This is a genomic window from Bacillus sp. NS1, assembly GCF_058248265.1.
The window spans coordinates 768,053-786,253 of record NZ_JBZAZF010000001.1 but is presented as its reverse complement, the minus strand read 5'-3'; the positions used below and the strand labels follow the sequence as shown (position 1 = coordinate 786,253).

At 45.8% G+C, this 18,201-nt stretch carries 17 protein-coding genes and 1 other annotated feature; of the genes, 3 read left to right on the top strand and 14 right to left on the bottom strand.

Translation table 11 applies throughout. The features are described 5' to 3' along the window. Positions 1-35: 35 nt before the first annotated feature. Entirely contained in the window at positions 36-914 is an 879-nt protein-coding gene (locus AC4CV5_RS03915; RefSeq protein ID WP_490922110.1) for a LysR family transcriptional regulator, read from the bottom strand. Between the two features lie 97 nt (positions 915-1,011). Here AC4CV5_RS03915 and AC4CV5_RS03910 point away from each other — a divergent pair, with 97 nt between their 5' ends. Beyond that, positions 1,012-1,929, top strand: a complete 918-nt coding sequence (locus AC4CV5_RS03910) for a DMT family transporter (RefSeq protein WP_166848287.1) — start codon at positions 1,012-1,014, stop codon at positions 1,927-1,929. A gap of 39 nt (positions 1,930-1,968) precedes the next feature. Here AC4CV5_RS03910 and AC4CV5_RS03905 read toward each other — a convergent pair whose 3' ends face one another. The 11 genes from AC4CV5_RS03905 to AC4CV5_RS03855 form a co-directional block, all read right to left on the bottom strand. Continuing rightward, complete coding sequence (locus AC4CV5_RS03905; protein WP_490922109.1) at positions 1,969-3,312, bottom strand: amino acid permease; 1,344 nt, start codon at positions 3,310-3,312, stop codon at positions 1,969-1,971. Positions 3,313-3,380: 68 nt separating this feature from the next. After that, positions 3,381-3,616, bottom strand: a binding site (T-box leader). 98 nt (positions 3,617-3,714) lie between these two features. Next, complete coding sequence (locus AC4CV5_RS03900; RefSeq protein ID WP_490922108.1) at positions 3,715-4,749, bottom strand: glycosyl hydrolase family 18 protein; 1,035 nt, start codon at positions 4,747-4,749, stop codon at positions 3,715-3,717. Between the two features lie 105 nt (positions 4,750-4,854). Then, positions 4,855-5,577 (bottom strand): lactate utilization protein LutC, encoded by a 723-nt coding sequence (gene lutC, locus AC4CV5_RS03895; protein WP_490922107.1) that lies wholly within the window; start codon positions 5,575-5,577, stop codon positions 4,855-4,857. Beyond that, positions 5,577-7,016: a lactate utilization iron-sulfur protein LutB gene (gene lutB, locus AC4CV5_RS03890; protein ID WP_166848275.1), complete on the bottom strand. Its 1,440-nt coding sequence runs from the start codon at positions 7,014-7,016 to the stop codon at positions 5,577-5,579. The genes lutC and lutB overlap by 1 nt, the downstream gene beginning before the upstream one ends. 26 nt (positions 7,017-7,042) lie before the next feature. Then, on the bottom strand, positions 7,043-7,759 hold the full coding sequence (gene lutA / locus AC4CV5_RS03885; RefSeq protein WP_166848252.1) for a lactate utilization iron-sulfur protein LutA: 717 nt from the start codon (positions 7,757-7,759) through the stop codon (positions 7,043-7,045). A 173-nt stretch (positions 7,760-7,932) separates the two neighbouring features. Next, on the bottom strand, positions 7,933-8,550 hold the full coding sequence (locus tag AC4CV5_RS03880) for a DUF2812 domain-containing protein (protein ID WP_166848233.1): 618 nt from the start codon (positions 8,548-8,550) through the stop codon (positions 7,933-7,935). Continuing rightward, the gene (locus AC4CV5_RS03875) at positions 8,547-8,876 is read right to left on the bottom strand and encodes a PadR family transcriptional regulator (RefSeq protein ID WP_166848230.1); all 330 of its coding nucleotides are present in this window, start codon (positions 8,874-8,876) and stop codon (positions 8,547-8,549) included. Before AC4CV5_RS03875 ends, AC4CV5_RS03880 begins: the two co-directional genes overlap by 4 nt. 120 nt (positions 8,877-8,996) lie before the next feature. Then, positions 8,997-9,599, bottom strand: a complete 603-nt coding sequence (gene yvfU / locus AC4CV5_RS03870; RefSeq protein WP_166848227.1) for a two-component system response regulator YvfU — start codon at positions 9,597-9,599, stop codon at positions 8,997-8,999. Between the two features lie 17 nt (positions 9,600-9,616). Beyond that, entirely contained in the window at positions 9,617-10,732 is a 1,116-nt protein-coding gene (locus AC4CV5_RS03865) for a sensor histidine kinase (protein ID WP_222142050.1), read from the bottom strand. Positions 10,733-10,735: 3 nt separating this feature from the next. Then, positions 10,736-11,473, bottom strand: coding sequence for an ABC transporter permease (locus AC4CV5_RS03860; protein ID WP_222142051.1), 738 nt, complete (start codon positions 11,471-11,473; stop codon positions 10,736-10,738). Then, positions 11,474-12,379, bottom strand: a complete 906-nt coding sequence (locus tag AC4CV5_RS03855) for an ABC transporter ATP-binding protein (RefSeq protein ID WP_222142052.1) — start codon at positions 12,377-12,379, stop codon at positions 11,474-11,476. 284 nt (positions 12,380-12,663) lie between these two features. On the opposite strand from AC4CV5_RS03855, the gene AC4CV5_RS03850 reads away from it, so the two are divergent. Both AC4CV5_RS03850 and rsbP read left to right on the top strand, forming a co-directional pair. Beyond that, positions 12,664-13,473: an alpha/beta fold hydrolase gene (locus AC4CV5_RS03850; protein WP_490922106.1), complete on the top strand. Its 810-nt coding sequence runs from the start codon at positions 12,664-12,666 to the stop codon at positions 13,471-13,473. A 34-nt stretch (positions 13,474-13,507) separates the two neighbouring features. Continuing rightward, complete coding sequence (rsbP, locus tag AC4CV5_RS03845) at positions 13,508-14,719, top strand: phosphoserine phosphatase RsbP (protein WP_490922105.1); 1,212 nt, start codon at positions 13,508-13,510, stop codon at positions 14,717-14,719. Positions 14,720-14,761: 42 nt separating this feature from the next. On the opposite strand, the gene ganB is transcribed toward rsbP, so the two are convergent. Further along, entirely contained in the window at positions 14,762-16,051 is a 1,290-nt protein-coding gene (gene ganB, locus AC4CV5_RS03840) for an arabinogalactan endo-beta-1,4-galactanase (RefSeq protein WP_490922104.1), read from the bottom strand. Positions 16,052-16,130: 79 nt separating this feature from the next. After that, the gene (gene ganA, locus AC4CV5_RS03835) at positions 16,131-18,194 is read right to left on the bottom strand and encodes a beta-galactosidase GanA (protein WP_490922103.1); all 2,064 of its coding nucleotides are present in this window, start codon (positions 18,192-18,194) and stop codon (positions 16,131-16,133) included. Positions 18,195-18,201 lie beyond the last annotated feature (7 nt).

Sequence of the window (18,201 nt, the reverse complement as noted above, 5' to 3'; positions counted from 1 at the left end):
AATTCGAACAATATAAAACGAACGGGTTGACACCGTTATTCTGCTCCAAACAGTTCCTGCGCCATATCAATGAATAGCTTAGCCGCCAGAGAAGCCTCCTTCAGCGACGGAACAGCAAGCTGCACATCACGGTACATCTGCGGGTCCAAATCCCGCGTCACCACACCCTCCGGCAGCGGCATGCCCGACATGGACATTTCTGATAAAATCGCCAGGCCCAGTCCTTCTCTGATCATACTGATCGAGGTGTTCATATTATAGACAGTGAAAGCGGCGTTCAGCGTAGCGCCCGCCCGCCTGAACATATCGTGAAAAGGTGATTCATAGCCGCCGTCACAGACGATCATCGGTTCATGATCGAGATCTTTCAGCGTAATGGCTGAACGGCTGCAAAGCGGGTGATCGTCCCTGAGCACGACGGTCATTTTGTCTTTTTTCAGCCGAATATACTCCATCTCCTCTGTTGGATACAGAAGAATGCCGACATCTATCATCCGCGTGTGAAGCCACTCCTTGACTTCATTTACAGTTCCCTCGTGCAGCACGAGCTCCAGTTTCGGATATTTTTGTTTAAACTCACTGATCAGCTTCGGCATAAAATAAGCCGAGGCAGTTGAGAATGTGCCGATATGGATCGTTCCTAGTTCAAGGCCTTTTTCCGCGGCTGCGACTTGCTCAACTTTTTCAACGCCTTTTAAAACTTCCCTGATGTGGACTAAAATCTTTTTCCCCGTCTCTGTCAGCATAAGGCCATTGCGGCGGTCACGTATGATAAGCTTTACATCAAGCTCAGCTTCAATCGCAGAAATCGCATGACTGACAGCCGGCTGTGTCATGTTCAGCACCTGTCCCGCTTTTGTAAAGCTTCCCGTTTCAGCTATTTTCACGAAAACCCTTAATTGTGTAATGGTCATAACAATTTACTTATGCTCCTTATAAAAAAGATTCATTTTATTTATCATATATTCTACAGTATCATAATGGAAAAGTTCTACTAGGAGTGATTGAAAAGTGAAACAGCTCTCAAAAACGCGGACAGCTCTCCTGCTCGCCTTTCTTGTCATCATGTGGGGCATCAATTGGCCGCTGTCGAAAGCAGCGCTCGCTTACTCACCGCCATTGTTATTTGCGGGCATCCGGACGCTGATCGGCGGGCTTTTATTAGTCATTGTCGCACTGCCGCGTATTCATAAATTGCGCTTAAACGAAACGTGGCCGATTTATTTTGTTTCTGCACTTTTAAATATTACGTTATTCTACGGCCTGCAAACGATCGGGCTTAATTACCTTCCGGCGGGCCTGTTTTCGGCGATCGTCTTCTTTCAGCCGGTTCTGATGGGCGTGTTTTCTTGGATATGGCTCGGCGAATCCATGTTTGCCATGAAAGTGATCGGGCTGATCCTCGGTTTTGCCGGCGTGGCCGTCATTAGTGCCGCGGGCTTTGGCGGGCATATTTCTGTCATTGGGGTTCTGCTGGCTCTCGGCTCCGCACTCAGCTGGGCGCTCGGGACGGTATATATGAAAAAAACAGGGAGCCGCGTCGATTCCATTTGGATGGTCGCCTTGCAGCTGACGATCGGAAGCGTGTTTCTGCTAATATCCGGCTTTTGGACAGAAAGCTTTTCAGCGATCCAATGGACGGTACCGTTTATCACGAGCCTGCTGTTCATCTCTGTATTCGTTATCGCGCTCGGCTGGCTTGTCTTTTTTACGCTTGTCGGTTCAGGAGAAGCAAGCAAGGTCGCTTCCTATACTTTTTTGATTCCGCTCATTTCGATCGTAGCCAGCTCCATTTTTCTGCATGAACCGCTTACCTTAAGCCTCTTGGCGGGTCTGCTGCTGATTGTAACGAGCATCTGCCTCGTGAATTCAAAATCAAAAGCACAGAAAGCTGCGTTGATCTGTGTAAATGAGAAGGCTTCACAATAATAAAACCCTCTTGTCGGATGTGACAAGAGGGTTTCTTATTTACTGGTGCTTGCGTCCTTTGACCAAATATGCAACTGTAATCAAAAGGTAGATCGCCGCAGTAATGCTGGTAATGACAATTGACGTTGTCATGATGACACCGATCAGAATGGCGAGTAACGCCAGAATCGCAAACCATGTCGAATACGGGAACCATTTTACATAATAGGCTGGTGTTTCTGTTTGCCCTTTTCTCGATTTCAAGTGAGCGAATCCGATGATCAGCCAAATGAATAAAACGGTATATCCCAATGATCCCATTAAGTAATTAAACGTTTGGCTTCCTGCGAACAGAGAAATCAATACGCCAATATAGAGAGAGGAAGTGCACATCAGAATCGCAAACATCGGCACGTTTTTCGATGAAAGCTTCGAAAAGATCTTCGGAAGCCTTCCGTCAGTAGCCTGTGTATATAAAATGCGTGATGATCCATATAAACCTGAATTCATAGAAGAAATGATCGCCAGCAGGATGACTGCGTTCATGATATGATCCGCGCCCGGAATGCCAACCATTTTAAAGACCATGACGAAAGGACTTTCTGGAACGGAATTGACCTGATTCCATGGTATCAGGCTGACGATGATGAAAAACGGCAGCAGGTAGAACGCGACAATCCGTGTCAGTGTGCTTCGGACTGCTTTCGGGACAACTTTTTCCGGATTCTTTGTCTCAGCAAGCGTCACACCGATAATTTCTGTACCGCCGTAAGAGTAGATCACGACAAGCATTGCCGTAATCAGCCCTGTGCCGCCATGCGGGAAAAATCCGTCGTGCTCAGTCAGGTTTGAAAACCCGGCAGCTGTATGATCACCGAATGATACAAATAAGAGCAATAATCCTAAAATAATAAAGACAATAATAACGGTAATCTTGATCATTGCCAGCCAATATTCGGTTTCGGCGAAGATTTTAACAGAAAGCAAATTCACAATCGTGACGATAAGGGAAATCCCTAATGCCAGCACCCAGATCGGACAGCCCGGCAGCCAATATTGAATAAAGATTGCAGCCACAACAGCTTCAGCCGCAATGTTAAGCACCCACATTTTCCAATATATCCAATCCAAGAAATAAGCAGCGTAATTTCCTAATACCTGCTGAACAAGATCCCGGAAGGTTCTGGCGTTTCGGTTGCGTACAGCCATTTCCGCGAGCCCCTGCATAATAAACAGCAAAATAATGCCGCCGAGCAGGTAAGCGATAATGACAGATGGCCCTGCCAGATCAATCGCTGAGCTGCTCCCTTTAAATAAACCTGCGCCGATTGCTCCGCCCAGCGCCATCATCATAATATGGCGGGACGTCATCGTGCGTTTTAACGTCTGATTGTCCTTTTTCATCCTCTTGTACCTCTCCTTCTCGTTTTCAAAAACAAAAAAGCCCGCCGTCTCCTATCTAATCTAATAGATAAAGAGACGACGAGCCTTTGGCTGACCGCGGTACCACTCTTGTTGATTCTTCATAAAGAATCCAGCTTTTGACCTGTAACGAAGGTTAGCCGTTAAAACATGGGGAATATTCAATCTATTCCGTTCCGTCTTACCACTCCCGGGCGAGTTCAAAGAAGAATCAGGCCGCGTCACACCACCCCGCAGCTCTCTGTTCTGATCACTTTCTTTTACTGCTCCCAATCTATGTGTTTTAGTTTTCTGAAAAAAACTTAAATTTTATGATCTGAATATATTAACATAATATACGTGCTTCTCTATTCCCTGTCAATAACTTCAGAAAAAAAGAAACTGTTATTTTTTCCCTTTTTGAATGGCTTTCCAAAACGATTCTGATTCGTTTCCTAATGCATAAACTGAGACACCTGCTATTTTATATTGCTTTGCCAGATGGCTTTTCGTTTGAATGGTTTTCTCGTTTTCATACCACACGACATGTTTATGCTTCTTTTTGTCTACGTAAGAAAACGTCAACGAACCTGATTTTTTGTTGAATGCCGGCTTTGCTTTCTGCTTTTTGATGAGGGACTTGAGCTCATTCCATTCTCTCGCTGCGCTGCCGCTTCCGTCCTTCACATCCCAGTCATAGCCGTACGCAGGAATTCCCATGATGACTTTATTGGCTTTGATTTTTTTGACAGAAAACTGCAGAGAGCTTTTGATCCAGCTTGTGCTCGCCACTGATCCCGGCTCGCCCCATATGCCGTGTTCATCGTAAGTCATCACCTGTACGTAATCCGCATATTTACCGATTTTTGCATAATCATACGGCCAGCTCCAGTCATCATTTTGATCATCGGCGCTTTTGGCCGGAACGGAAACCATTGTTTTGATTTGTTTCTTTTTAAGAGCCTGCGAGACATCTTGAATGAAGCGTGAGTATTTGGATCGGTCTTCTGGATTCACTGCTTCAAAATCGATATTGATACCGTAGTATGAGTGCTTTTTGGCCAGTGCTATTAGCTGATCTATGAAGCGTTTTTTCGCTGTTTTATTACTCATGACTCGACTCGCTAAACCTCCGTCAAAATCGTAAATGGCATCATTATAGTTTGAAATGACAGCCCATGTCTTGATTTTTTTCTTTTTCGCATATGTCAGCTGCTTAGTTGGGGCATCGCCAATGACTTGTCCGTTTTTTTCAAACGCAAACGTATCTGTGGCAATGGAATTCATGTATGTATGATATTTCGTAAGAGAATTGTATGAGGCCGTATCTCCAGTCGTGTAGCCTAATGTCACGCCGGCTGCCTTCGCTTCTGTTTTTGTATACATAAACAGCACGATCGCAATCGCCAGTGAAACAGCTAGAATCAGCCATTTTTTCATCGCTTTTCCTCCTTTTTCAAGTCATACTCTTCTCATCGGCCAAAAAGTTGGAAGTTCAAGTTTTTTCAAGCAGAAAGCCCGGCATATGCTGCCGGGCTTTTAAGATCAGCGGTCAGAGACGAGAATGTATGCGGCTTTTACAGGTCCGTGCACCCCGACAACCAAATCCATTTCAATGTCTGCTGAGTTGCTCGGTCCGGTAATGTAGTTGATGCAGGAGGGAACAGTGACGCCGTCCGCAATGCTTTGACGGATGATATCACTGGCTTGCGTCATTCTCGGCACGATGCTTGATTTCGGGACAATCGCAATATAGGTCGTCGGCAGAAGGCTGACAGACCGGCCGATGTCTTTTGAGGAAAAGAGAACAACCGTCCCCGACTCTGCCAGTGTGATTTCACTGAATGTAATCCCTACATTGGCTTGCTCCGCTTTTTTGATATTCTCTTCGCCTTTAGCGGCATCCCACTCCCAGACCGGCGTTCCATCGTTCGGCCAGTCTTTGGTGAGCAGGCTTTTTAGTCCGTATGCTTCAAAGCGGGGGTCCTTCGGAATAATAACAGGGCCTCCGGAAAACCGGCTGACTTGATCGCGAAGGGCATCGTAAAGGCCGGTTGAATCCGTTTCAATCAGCTCTGTATGAATTTTGACACAATGGTTTTTGAGCACTGTGACTAAGTCATCTGCTGAATATCCTTCAAGTGTCCGATATTGCGGCTGATGCGCCCACTCTGGGACTGCTACGCCCCCTGTTCTTTTTTCACGGCCCAGGCGTGATGCGATCCGGTTTAAAAAGCTCTCCTGATTTTGAATGGTTCCCTTCGTCATCACTGCTCCTCCTTCGTGCGTTCAGTTGTTTCTCTGTCTGTAAACCAGTCTCTGAATCTCGATTTATGCGGTGCCGGGAAGTCGCGGATTTGTGTCCAGCTTTTGAGCGGGCCGGGCCCTTTCGAAATTTTTTCGTCCTCTGTAAAAGGCGTCATGGCTGCCGGCGCCCATTTTGAGCCCATTTTATAAAGCGACAAAGAGGACGCACCAAGTCCGAACGCTTTCATCGCAAGCTTTTCACTGATCGGCGCTCTTCCTTCTTTTTCGACGATGTTCTGGCGATGCTTGAGAAGCAGCTCATGAAGCGGAATTTTGACCGGGCAGGCTTCTGAACAAGCTGCGCACAATGTAGACGCGTACGGCAGCTCCTTAAAATCGTCATAACCGCCGAGCAGCGGCGATAAAACCGCTCCGATCGGCCCCGAATAGATGGAGCCGTATGAGTGTCCGCCGACATGCCGGTACACAGGACAGACATTGATACAAGCTGCACAGCGGATACATTGCAGCACGGATTGGAATTCCGTCCCGAGAATATTGGACCGGCCATTGTCAACAATGACAAGATGGAACTCTTCCGGCCCGTCAACTTCCCCTTCCAGCTTCGGACCTGTCAAAGCCGTAATATAACTTGTCAGCCGCTGCCCGACAGCGCTTCTTGTCAGCATGCTGACAAGCACTTCAAATTCGGAAAATGACGGGACAATCCGCTCCATTCCCATAACGGTGATTTGCGTTTTCGGCAAAGTGCTCACAAGCCGTCCGTTTCCTTCATTGGTCACAAGGCTGACTGAACCCGTGTCAGCGATGGCGAAGTTACAGCCTGTAATGCCGATATCCGCCTCCAGAAACTTTTCCCGGAGGATGGCGCGCGCATGCATCACTAGCTCTTCCGGTTTTTCTGTATGTTGATAATCCAGTCTTTCTTTAAATACATCGCGTATTTGCTCTTTATTTTTATGAAGGGCGGGCGCTACGATATGTGACGGCGGGTCATGATCATCAATCTGCAAAATATACTCTCCGAGGTCGGTTTCGACGACTTCGCAGCCTTCCTGTTCCAGCACCTCATTCAGATTGATTTCCTCTGTGACCATTGATTTTGATTTCACGATTTTCTTCCCGTTCTTCTTTTGAATGACATCGCGGATATAAGAAGACGCCTCTTCCGATGTTTCCGCGAAATAGACATGCCCCCCTCTTTTCGCCACATTTTCGGCAAGCTGGCCGAGATAGAAATCGAGGTTTTCAAGGACATGCTGCCTGATTTCCTCTGATAACGAGCGCCACTCTTCCCAGTTTCCCAGCTCTTCGGCTGCTTCAAGGCGCCGTGTCCGCAGACGCTCCTGTGCACCTGAAACAGCGCCTCTCATAAATTCATTATCGATCCCCTGTGATACCCGCTCCTTAAAAGCGTCAGTACCGATTTTCATCGCCATGATCCTTTCCCCCTCTGAATCCAGTTTTATCTGCTGTTGAGCACTTCGGCGATGTGCATCACTTTGACATTCTTGTCTTTTCTTTCAAGCCGTCCCCCGATATTCATCAAACAGCCGCAGTCAGCACCGATCAGCACCTCTGCTTCCGTTTCCTCGACGCACGCGACTTTTTCATCGACCATCTGTTCAGAGATCTGCGCCATTTTGACGGAGAATGTTCCTCCGAATCCGCAGCAATTGTGTTTGCCCGGAAGCGGCGTGAATTCAAGCCCTTTCACATGGCTCAGCAGCTTCATCGGCTCCTCCGATACCCCGAGGAGCCTTGTCATATGGCATGACGTATGTAAGGTTGCTTTTTTATGAAGGGTTGCGCCGACATCCTCCACCCCGAGGACGTTCACGATGAAATCCGTTAATTCATACGTTTTATCCGCAAGCTTCTGCGCTTTATCCGCCCATTTCGGGTCATCTTTAAACAGGTGCGGATACTCCCTGAACATTGTGGTGCAGGAACCGGATGGACTGACGACATAATCTGACTCCTGGAACGTTTCAATCATTCGTTTCATTGCTTTTTTGGCATCATTCACGTAACCGCTGTTGTAAGCCGGCTGGCCGCAGCAGATCTGCCCCTCCGGAAAATCAACCTCACACCCAAGCCGCTCCAGCAGCTCAACCGTTGCTTTTCCGACATTTGTTTGAAACATATCAACAAGACAAGTGACAAAAAGTGAGACTTTCATGATGAACCCCTCTCTCATCCCCAATATATGATCAGGTCATCTGATGACCTGAGTTAAAATAACTATATGAATATCGTACACTATTCTGACAATGGAAGGAAAGGGTTTTCTAAACATCTCGGCAATAAAAAACGCCTGCTCCACTGAACAGACGTTCATGGCACTATTACTTTTTAATGGCCATACAGGCACTTTCTGTATTTTTTATATGTTTTCACAAATAAATAAAAGAAGCTAAGAGCGCTAAGGAGAACAATCCAGCCCGCTCCCCCTCTCATTAGTGCAAAAGGTGTTTCAAACAAAAAGGCGCTGATAAAAGCTGCTCCCGTCTTATCCCACAGGCCCGGCGTATAATACAAACTCTGGGGACGGATAAATAAATCAGCAGTCAAAGCATTGGTAGTAAAGAGGACCAGGATAAAGGATAAGAATAGAAAAGAAAGTGCAAAGTACGTTTGCAATAGGCGTTTATATCTATCGGCTTTTGATTCTGTATCAGAAAAAATATCGTCTGATGCACATGCGTTCTCTCTTCTAAAATAATGCAGGCCTTGTGAACTGAAAAGATGCTTCCATCCGCTGTCTTCAAAAAGAGTGCGGTAATCAGCAAAATCTCCTGGATGTTTAAAGGTCCGATAGTCTATTTTGATGGTAGAGTTGTCAGAGGATGCTTCATCTGAAAAACAATAGGATAAAAAACATTTCCCTTTTAATTCATACCCCTTACCTGCCATCTTATTTAGCCATTGTTCCTCACTGTCTATGTCTATAAAATATCTGCATTTTTTCATATGGTCTCCCCCTTTTTATTCAATTCCTGTCTCGTTATGTCAACCAGCTGCTCCATTCTCTCCATGTCCTTCGACAACACATTTCTTCCAAGTTCAGTGATGATATATGTTTTTCTGCGGCGATCTTCACTTGGATAAGGCTTGATCAATTGATGCTTCAATAAGTTTTCAATTGCTCCATAAAGAGTACCAGGCGCCATTTTCACTTTTCCACCGCTAAGCTTTTCAATATTTTTCATAATGATGTAGCCGTGAGCAGGACGTAACAAAGATAAAAGAACATAGTAAACAGTCTCAGTCAGCGGTAAATGTTTATTTTCTTTCATATAGCAGCCTCCAGTATTCAGTGTAACTGTATAATATCATCATATACAGTTACACTGAATATCACAATCATAAATGACCAGATGAACAAAAAAACCTGACTATAATTAGCCAGGTTTTCATTAAATCCATCCTTTTTCCTCAGCAATGCTGGCAGCTTCCGTCCGATTTTTCGCATCGAGCTTTTGGATGATTTCTGATATATAGTTTCGAACTGTGCCTTGAGATAAATAAAGTTCCAGCGTAATATCTTTTGTTGTCTTGCCTAAAGCCGCGAGCCGCAGAATTTCTTGCTCCCTTACTGTGAGCGGATTTTCGTCTCGCATCATATTAAACGTCAGCTCCGGGCTGAAGACCCGTTTTCCCTTTACACACTTTCGGATGGCGTCGGCCAGATCGTCAATTTCGCCGTCTTTCAGAAGATAACCATGTACGCCGGCTTTGACGGCGCGTTCAAAATATCCGGGGCGGGCAAAGGTGGTTAAAATAATAACCTTGCTGCCACAGCCTTTTTGCATTAATTCCTCTGCCACATCCAGCCCGCTTCGAACCGGCATTTCAATGTCCATGATGCATACATCAGGGTCCAGCTTCAAAATGGCTTTTAGTGCCTCTTCCCCGTTTAATGCTTGTCCGATGACTGTCATATCCTCTTCTAAATCAAGCAGAGATCCCAAAGCGCCTAAAAGCATTCGCTGGTCCTCAGCAATAAACAGACGAATCATTCTTTTCGTCCTCCCTATCATTCTGCTTTTTTTATAAGGGGAACTGTCAATGTCACAACCGTTCCGTTATGAGCTGAAAGCGTTAATCCCCCTTCAATGAGCATGAGCCGTTCTTCCATTCCCCGCAGGCCATTCCCAAACATTTTCTCCTTTGCCGCTCCCTTTCCGTCATCCCGTATTACAACCCTCATTTTGTCAGCGAACTGGGCAATAGTGATAGCGCAGTGGGTGGCATTGCTGTGCTTGATGATATTGGTCACGGCTTCCCGCATACACATGCTAATAATATTTTGCGTGACGGGAGATATTGCTGAAAAGTCTTCGTCCCCTTCATAGTGAAAGGTAATGTTCCCCGTTCTTAATATGTGCTGAATATTGGCGATCTCTTCTGTCATCGTGACCGTTCTCATATCAGAAACCAGCTCACGAACCTGCTTGAGTGCCGCCCGTGAACTTGTTTCCATTTCTTTTGCTTCAAGCCGGGTCCGTTCTGGATCAGATGTTGCCAGCCGCTGAATCAGCTGGCTTTTTAATGTCAGCAGCGACAGAGTATGCCCTAGAGTATCGTGAAGATCACGGGCGATTCGAACGCGCTCCTCTCTTTTGGAGAGTTCTTTTATCTGTTCGTTGGCTTGGGCAAGCTTGGTTTCGAGTTCAATTCTCCGAAACAAAGAACGGATTCCGAATGGAGAAATAAGCATGATGACGAGAAACGGGAGAACAGAAAAAAGCTCCCAGAGCGTGACCGAATTCTCGAGAAATTGATAAAAACATGGAAAAAGCAGCATAAAGAGTAAACCGCAGAACGCTCGGTTAAACTTTGTTTTCTCTTTGTAATAACCAACAAAGTTTGCTGGGAAAAAACCTAAATAGATATAGGAAATATCGTAAAACACACTATAGATCAAAATAACTGCCATTTGCACGATAAGCCAATATGTAAACGAAGCTCTGTCCACACTGCAGAACAACTGGCGATATGCCATGACAAAAAAGATCAGCATGCCATATCCAATCATCTGTTTGATGCCTGATTCTCTTAATAAAGTAAGAAACGGCATGATGGTATACACCAGAAAAATATAGGGGAAAAACCCGAATTGCCTAGGGAATATGGATGTTAAGAGTTTCATGTATTACACCGCTTCTTGTTTTCTTCTTATATATTTAGATAGTAGCATGAAGAGCATTAAATAAGCGATTAGAATCAGAATATTTTCCCAGGATGGGCCCCCGCCTCGGACAAGTTCCCACGCACCGCTCCCGAAGTGATAAGACGGAAGCCATCGGCCAATGTTCTGCATCATGTCAGGCATGACCTCAAATGGCATCCACATGCCCCCGCCTAAAGCCAGCAGCATGTAAAGCACATTACTGATTCCGGCTGCTGTTTCTACTTTTCTCATAAGCCCGATTAGTGTGCCTAATGCTAAAAACGGCAATGCGCCAAACAAAATCCACAGTCCGCTCATAATCCATTCAAACGGGGACAAGTCAATGTCATTAATGATTGCGCCAAACAGAAAAATGACAGTAATGGATAAAACGTGAATCACACTTTGGCCGATCATCTGAGCTGATAAGTAGATATGATCCGGAAGAGGCGTAATGCGGATAAAAGCTGTCCAGCCTTGTGACCGTTCTTGAACCATACGGATTCCAAGCGTCATGATAGAGGATCCCATCACACTGAAGACTGTCATCGACATTAAGTAATGGGCATCCCATGTACGTTGATCAGGTACGTTGGTATTCACTACATTGGTAAAGAGATAATAAAAGGCAATCGGCATCATCAGCGACCAAAGCACAAAGTACTTATTCCTAAGCACCCTTTTCATTTCAGCTATGCTTTGTTTCTGCAGCATGTTCACTCACATCGCCTCCCTGTTTCCGTCAGCCAGCTGGCGAAATGCCTCATCGAGCGTTCCTTGCTCAATCCGGATATCGTGTGCATGTATGTTTTCTTGAAAGATCAGCGCTAACACTTTGTCTGTATTTGATGTTTGGATGATGGTTCTTTTCTGCTTGTGGATCACTCGCTCTACTTCCGGGTGACGGGACAGCCTTTCCAATGATTCTTCTGAATGGAGCATAAAGGAAACAGACTGTTTTTGAATCCTGGAGCGGATTTGCATTGGTGAGTCGTCTGCCACAAGCCTTCCATCAGCAAAAAATAAGATTCGCTGTGCCGCATCATCTGCTTCCTGTAAATAATGAGTTGAAAAAATAATCGTTTTTCCTTGGTCCGCCAGTCCATGGATGGTCTGCCAGAACCGATGTCTTGATGATGTGTCCATTCCGACTGTCGGTTCATCGAATATTAGCAGCTTCGGGTTCCCGGCAAGAGCCAAAGCAAAGCTCAAACGGCGTTTTTGTCCGCCGGATAATTTTTCTGCCCGTGTTTTCAAGTCTTTTTCTGTGAGTGCTGTTAGCGATACGAGTTCAATTATGGACAACGGATTCGGATAATAGCTCCGGAAGAGTTCGAGGATTTCATTCACCTTCAGCCCCGGCATGACACTCACTTCCTGCAGCATCACGCCTATTTTTTCGTGAACCTGTTGATCATCGGGAATCCGGTTGAATAATTTGATTTCCCCCTTACCCGGTTTCAGCAATCCTAGTATCATGGAGATGACGGTCGTCTTCCCTGCCCCATTCGGCCCTAGAATGGCTGTGATCTCTCCTTTTTTAATGCTGAAGCTGATGTTGTTTACAGCTGTTTTTTGCTGGAATTGTTTTGTCACATTTCTTACTGATACAATCTCATTCATCACATGAGCACCTCCTGATAGCTTACTTTGATTGTAAAATGACGGAAAAGGTGCCGTTAGTATGGAGTGTCATGATATCAGAGTGACAAATGTCATATTCTTTCTCACCGCCGGTGCCTAGGCAATCCATCCTCTGCATTTTCCAATTCATCCAGCTCGCCTATGCCGGATGTCCCCTTTCTTTTAAACTGCTATTTACTTTCATAGAAAGACACACTCTTCAAACGGTGAGTGGTATGATATACATATTGAACTTTATTTTACTTTCCGGCTGAAAGGAGCCAATCATGAACAAAGCGATTTTGTCTCGAAATGATGTGAAGGTGAGTGGTAGCGGCAAAGCATCTATCATTTTCGCTCCTGGTTTTGGCTGCGATCAAAGTGTGTGGAATGCCGTGGCGCCAGCCTTCGAAGAAGAGTATCGGGTTATTTTATTTGATTACGTCGGTTCCGGGAATTCGGATTTACGCGCATATGATCCGATTCGTTACGGAACACTTGACGGCTATGCCCAAGATGTTCTTGATGTTTGTGAAGCTTTAGATCTGGAAAAGACCGTATTTGTGGGGCACTCTGTTGGGGCTGTCATTGGCATGCTAGCTTCCATCCGCCGCCCGGAGCTGTTTTCCCATATGGTGATGGTAGGGCCTTCTCCCTGCTATTTGAATGATCCACCTGAGTATTATGGAGGATTTGAGGAGGAGCAGCTCCTTGGTTTGCTGGAGATGATGGAGAAAAATTACATAGGCTGGGCAACTGTATTTGCGGCTACTGTTTTGAATCAGCCAGATCGCCCTGAAATCAGGGAAGAACTCGAAAGCCGTTTTTGTTCGACTGACCCTGTAATTGCCCGTCAATTCGCGAAAGCCGCATTTTTTTCTGATCATCGGGAGGATCTTTCGAAGGTAACAGTTCCCTCTATTATTCTTCAATGCGCAGATGATATCATTGCCCCTGCAACAGTAGGTGAGTATATGCATAAACATCTGCCTGATAGCAGGCTGAAACAAATGGAGGCTCGCGGTCATTGCCCCCACATGAGCCATCCGGAGGAAACAATACAGCTGATCAGCGATTATTTGAAGGTACACGTGTAATATAGGAACGAAAGGGATAGAGGTGACCCTCTTAATGGACAAACAATTGAATCATGCACCATGCGGTTTCCTCACTTTGTCAGAAGAGGGTTCAATAATAGCGGTCAACCGTACCCTGCTCAACATCCTAAAATATGATCAGGAACAGGTAATCGGCCAGCATATGGATACGATCTTGACCGTTTCCGCACAGCTTTTCTACCAGCTCTATTTTGTTCCGCTCTTGAAACTGGAGCAGCACATTGAAGAAATGTACATTTCCCTGAAAACAAGAGATGGAGAAGAAATTCCCGTCCTTGTCAATGCTGTTGTAAGAGCTGATTGCGGAGCAACTGTCACCGAGTGCGTTCTGATTCCGATGCGGAAGCGAAATGAATATGAAAATGAGCTGCTGATGGCCAAAAACGCGGCCCAGGAAGCTTTGCTTGCCAAACAGAAAGCCAATGAGGAGTTAGAAATTGCCTTGGGGACGCTGAAGGCCAAACAAGAAGAACTTCTTGAGACCAACAAACAAAATCAGCAATTTAAATTAAACACCAAAAGAGAGCTTGAGCTCGCCAGAAAGATCCAGGAAAACTCGTTGACTGAACCGATTGTAAACGATCAGATTCAGATTGACGCTTATTATAAAGCGTCCAGTGAGTTATCGGGTGATCTATACGGATTTTATCAAATTGATGAACATCGTTACGGCATTATTATTCTTGATGTGATGGGGCACGGGATTTCATCTGCTATGATTACGATGTCTCTTCATCCTTTGTTCCAGCGCCAGATCACGCAAGGTCTCAGTCCTGTCAAAGTCATGAAGGAATTGGACCGGCACCTCCACAGCTTGTTTCAAAATGATGAGGAAGCAAGACATTATTGCACTGCCATTTATCTTGAGATTGATACAGTCCGGCAAAAAATTGAATATGTCAATGCAGGGCATCCGCCGGCATTATGGCAGGGCGCCGGCGGAACACAAAATCCGCTGCACGCTACCGCGCCTCCGATCGGAATGTTTGAAGACACGGTGTTTCAGTCAAGCAGCCTTTCATACATTGATGGCGGAAGGCTCCTTCTGTATACGGACGGCGTGATGGATCCTACAGCTTCATGTTATTTATTTGATTTATTAAAGGCTCATCCCGATTTGCCTATTGCTGACCTGAAAGAGAAAATCCTTACTTCACTATATCATCATAAGGAAGCCCATCATAAAAGTGATGACGAATGTTTTATAGTAGTTGATTTAAAATAAAATGATCCATGAGATTGGTTACATCTCATGGATTTTTATGTTTCAGCGCTTCTTCGGGGTATGGCCTGACTCCGCATATTGAAACACCAGCAAGGAAGGCAGCGGGTGTCCGTTAAAATCAAACAAAGCTTGGTTATCCACAGCGCTTCCCCCATACCACTTCCCGGCATCTTCAGGGTCATATTCAGCAGCATAGCTCGAGGCCCAGCCTGACCCGTATGTTTCCCATAACACTTTGTTTTTCTCTACCTGCGTTTTCGGCCCGACTGGAATCCACGCAGGCTCCCAATAGAAAACACCAAGTCCTGCCGTGCCTGTATTCACTACGGCCTGCATCACATCTCTTATTGCATTCGCCTGCCCTTGAACGGAAATTGGATATGGCAGCGTTTGCCCGCTTTTTGGCGCTGTATTTTCATGCCCATCGCCATCCGCAGCAGTATAGGTGTATGATGTCTCCGCCACCATGACTTTTTTGCCGTACGTATCGGCAACAGCCTTCAGCACGGAGGTCAAATTCTGTACTGTGCCGTGCCAGAAAGGATAATACGAGCTGGCAAACACATCATAATCCACTTTGTTTTTACGTAGTGTTTCTGCAATAAAAGAATACCTTCCAATCGTTTCAGGGTTGGTAAAATGCAGTGCGACCAATATACCTGGGTCTGTCTCCCTGACCGCTCGGCTTCCTTCATTAAATAATTGGCTCATTTTCACCCAATCAGTTTCGCCTGCAAATGCCCCTGTCGTTTCATTTCCGACCTGAACCATACCGATGTCAACGCCTTCCTTGATCATCTTTCGCAGACTTTGTTTCGTATACTCATAGAGCTTTGTTTTTTTGGCGTCAAAGCTGAGATTCGCCCAAGCTTTAGGTACCTTCTGCTTCGCAGGATCGGCCCAGAAATCAGAATAATGAAAGTCGGCCAGCACCTTCATGCCATTCGCTGTGGCTCTTTTTCCGATTTCAATGGCTTTTTGAACATCATTGTTTCCCCCTCCATACCCATTGCCGTTTGAATCATACGGGTCATTCCAGATGCGGACGCGAACATAGTTGACGCCAGCTTGTTTTAAGGTTGTAAAAATGTCCTGGCGTTTTCCGTTTGTATTGTAAAAGGTGACACCGCTGTTTTCTAAGGCAATAACGCTGGACACATCTGCCCCTTTGATAAAATCTTTGTTCATACCCTCTACTTTTTTAACGAAAAGATCGTCTGTCCGAAGCTCTGGCACATGTTTCTCCCCCTCAATGGCAGCGGCATATCCCGTTGAACTGAATACACTCCACACGATGGCAGCCGCAAAGAACATTTTCACTCTGCTCCTCATCATTCCACCCCTCACTCTAAAGTAGGCGTTTACAAATATGTTAGAAAAAGAATCCGCCCATATCGAGCGGAGCATTAGCCTAATGTGTGTGTACGACGATTCTCACTTCATATTTTCCCAACGTCAGGTCGCCTGATAATATTTCTCCTGTCATCATATCCTTCACACTCTGATCAAACGTGACCAGCTGCTTCTCTTCGGTAAAATTCATGACGAAAATATAATCATTGTGCTGATCCTGCCTCGCTTGTACGGAGACGCCTTTTCCATGCCGAACCGGAAAAACAGGAGAAAGAGACAGGTCTGTAATGAGTCCTTCATAGAAATCCCGCTGAAATTGATCCTCCAAACGCGCACCGATAAAATACGCCTTGCCCTGCTGATATTGGTGGCTTGTCACCGCTGGCGTACGCGCATAAAAATCTTCTTGATACACCGCTTCTGTTGATGCGGTCTTTACATCGATCACCGTTGCATAATCCTTCATTTCATATGTTTGGCTGCGATAGCTGACAGCATTTCGATCCTTCGGATACAGCGTGTCGGTTTCAAGAGGCTCCATTCCGAAAATAGCTTGCAAATCCGGATGCCATCCGCCTGTGTACGTTAAGTCATGTTCGTTTACAATTCCGCTGATATACGTCATGACTAAAGTGCCCCCGTTAGCCGTAAACGCTTTTAAACGGGAAATGGTGTCTTCGCTGATTAAGTAAAGCATCGGGACGATCAAGAGCTTATATGATGAAAAATCTTGTTCTTTTGTGATGACGTCTACAGGGATATCGTGTTCCCAGAACGTGCGGTAATGCTGCTGAAGTGTTTGCGCATAACGTTTAGTCGCCTTCGCAAACCCCTGAGCATCCTCGAGCGCCCAATGATTTTCCCAGTCATATAATATAGCGGTTTCAGCCGGCCTCTTCGTTCCGACAACTTCGGACAACTGTTCTAATGTTTCGCCGACTTTGGCGACTTCTTGAAAGACCCGGTTCTTCGGGCTATTGTCATGATCCACTACTGCCCCGTGCAACTTTTCTGATGACCCGCGTGATTTACGGTATTGGAAATAGAGAACGCTGTCCGAACCGTGGGCAATCATCTGCATGGACGACAGCAGATTCATGCCCGGACGCTTCGCCTTGTTGACATTATGCCAATTGACCGCGCTTGGCGTACACTCCATTAATAAGAAAGGCTGCTGCTTCAGACTGCGATACAGGTCATTGATGAAGCCGACCTTCATCGCCAAATCAGCTGTGCTTTCCCAGTCATTGTGCCAGACCGGATAAGCGTCCCAGCTGATGACATCGACATGCTTCGCAAATTTGCTGTAATCGAGCCCCTGATACGGAATCAAATCCGGTGTGTCAGCCATAAAGTTCGTTGTGATAGGGATATCAGGCGTCAGTTCTCTCAGCGGAATGATTTCATTTTCATAAAACGAAATCGTTTGATCTGTGACGAACCGGCGCCAGTCTAAGTTCAGGCCGTGCAAACCATTTTCACCGATCGGCGAAGGGCTTTCAATTTGTGACCAGTCATTGAATGTATGGCTCCAAAAAGGAGTCCACCACGCGTGGTTCAATGCCTTGAGGCTGTTGTCATATTTCGATTTCAGCCACACCCTGAAAGCATGCTGGCATTGTTCGCAATGGCACTCTCCTCCGTATTCATTTGAAATATGCCACATTAACAGCGCCGGATGATTGCCGTATCGTTCTGCTAATAACCGATTGATGTGCCGCGTTTTTTCACGATATGCCTTTGATGTGATGCAGTGGTTATGCCTTCCGCCATGCAGCTGTTTGACTCGTGAAGCATTGACACGCAAAACTTCAGGATAGGTTTGCGACAGCCAGGCAGGACGGGCTCCACTTGGCGTTGCCAATATGACCCGGCCTCCTATGCTGTAAATCCGCTCAAAAATATCATCAAGCCATTCAAATTGATACACGCCCTCCTCCGGCTCAAGCGCGCTCCATGCAAAAATGCCGACAGAAAACGTATTCGTATGAGAAAGCTTCATCAGCTTGATATCATCGGCTAAAATATCGGGCCGATCCAGCCACTGATCAGGATTGTAGTCTCCTCCGTGGAGCATAAATTTTGCTTCTGTTACGTGCGTTTTTTCAAGCTTTGACATCACATTCTCC

Bases quoted from the DNA above. Each gene is read 5' to 3' on its own strand.
- AC4CV5_RS03850 (WP_490922106.1), top strand. From the start codon at position 12,664: ATGAACAAAGCGATTTTGTCTCGAAATGATGTGAAGGTGAGTGGTAGC.
- AC4CV5_RS03900 (WP_490922108.1), bottom strand. From the start codon at position 4,749: ATGAAAAAATGGCTGATTCTAGCTGTTTCACTGGCGATTGCGATCGTG.
- AC4CV5_RS03875 (WP_166848230.1), bottom strand. From the start codon at position 8,876: ATGAAAGAAAATAAACATTTACCGCTGACTGAGACTGTTTACTATGTT.
- lutC (WP_490922107.1), bottom strand. From the start codon at position 5,577: ATGACGAAGGGAACCATTCAAAATCAGGAGAGCTTTTTAAACCGGATC.
- lutA (WP_166848252.1), bottom strand. From the start codon at position 7,759: ATGAAAGTCTCACTTTTTGTCACTTGTCTTGTTGATATGTTTCAAACA.
- AC4CV5_RS03915 (WP_490922110.1), bottom strand. From the start codon at position 914: ATGACCATTACACAATTAAGGGTTTTCGTGAAAATAGCTGAAACGGGA.
- yvfU (WP_166848227.1), bottom strand. From the start codon at position 9,599: ATGATTCGTCTGTTTATTGCTGAGGACCAGCGAATGCTTTTAGGCGCT.
- AC4CV5_RS03905 (WP_490922109.1), bottom strand. From the start codon at position 3,312: ATGAAAAAGGACAATCAGACGTTAAAACGCACGATGACGTCCCGCCAT.
- ganB (WP_490922104.1), bottom strand. From the start codon at position 16,051: ATGAGGAGCAGAGTGAAAATGTTCTTTGCGGCTGCCATCGTGTGGAGT.
- lutB (WP_166848275.1), bottom strand. From the start codon at position 7,016: ATGGCGATGAAAATCGGTACTGACGCTTTTAAGGAGCGGGTATCACAG.
- rsbP (WP_490922105.1), top strand. From the start codon at position 13,508: ATGGACAAACAATTGAATCATGCACCATGCGGTTTCCTCACTTTGTCA.
- AC4CV5_RS03880 (WP_166848233.1), bottom strand. From the start codon at position 8,550: ATGAAAAAATGCAGATATTTTATAGACATAGACAGTGAGGAACAATGG.
- AC4CV5_RS03865 (WP_222142050.1), bottom strand. From the start codon at position 10,732: ATGAAACTCTTAACATCCATATTCCCTAGGCAATTCGGGTTTTTCCCC.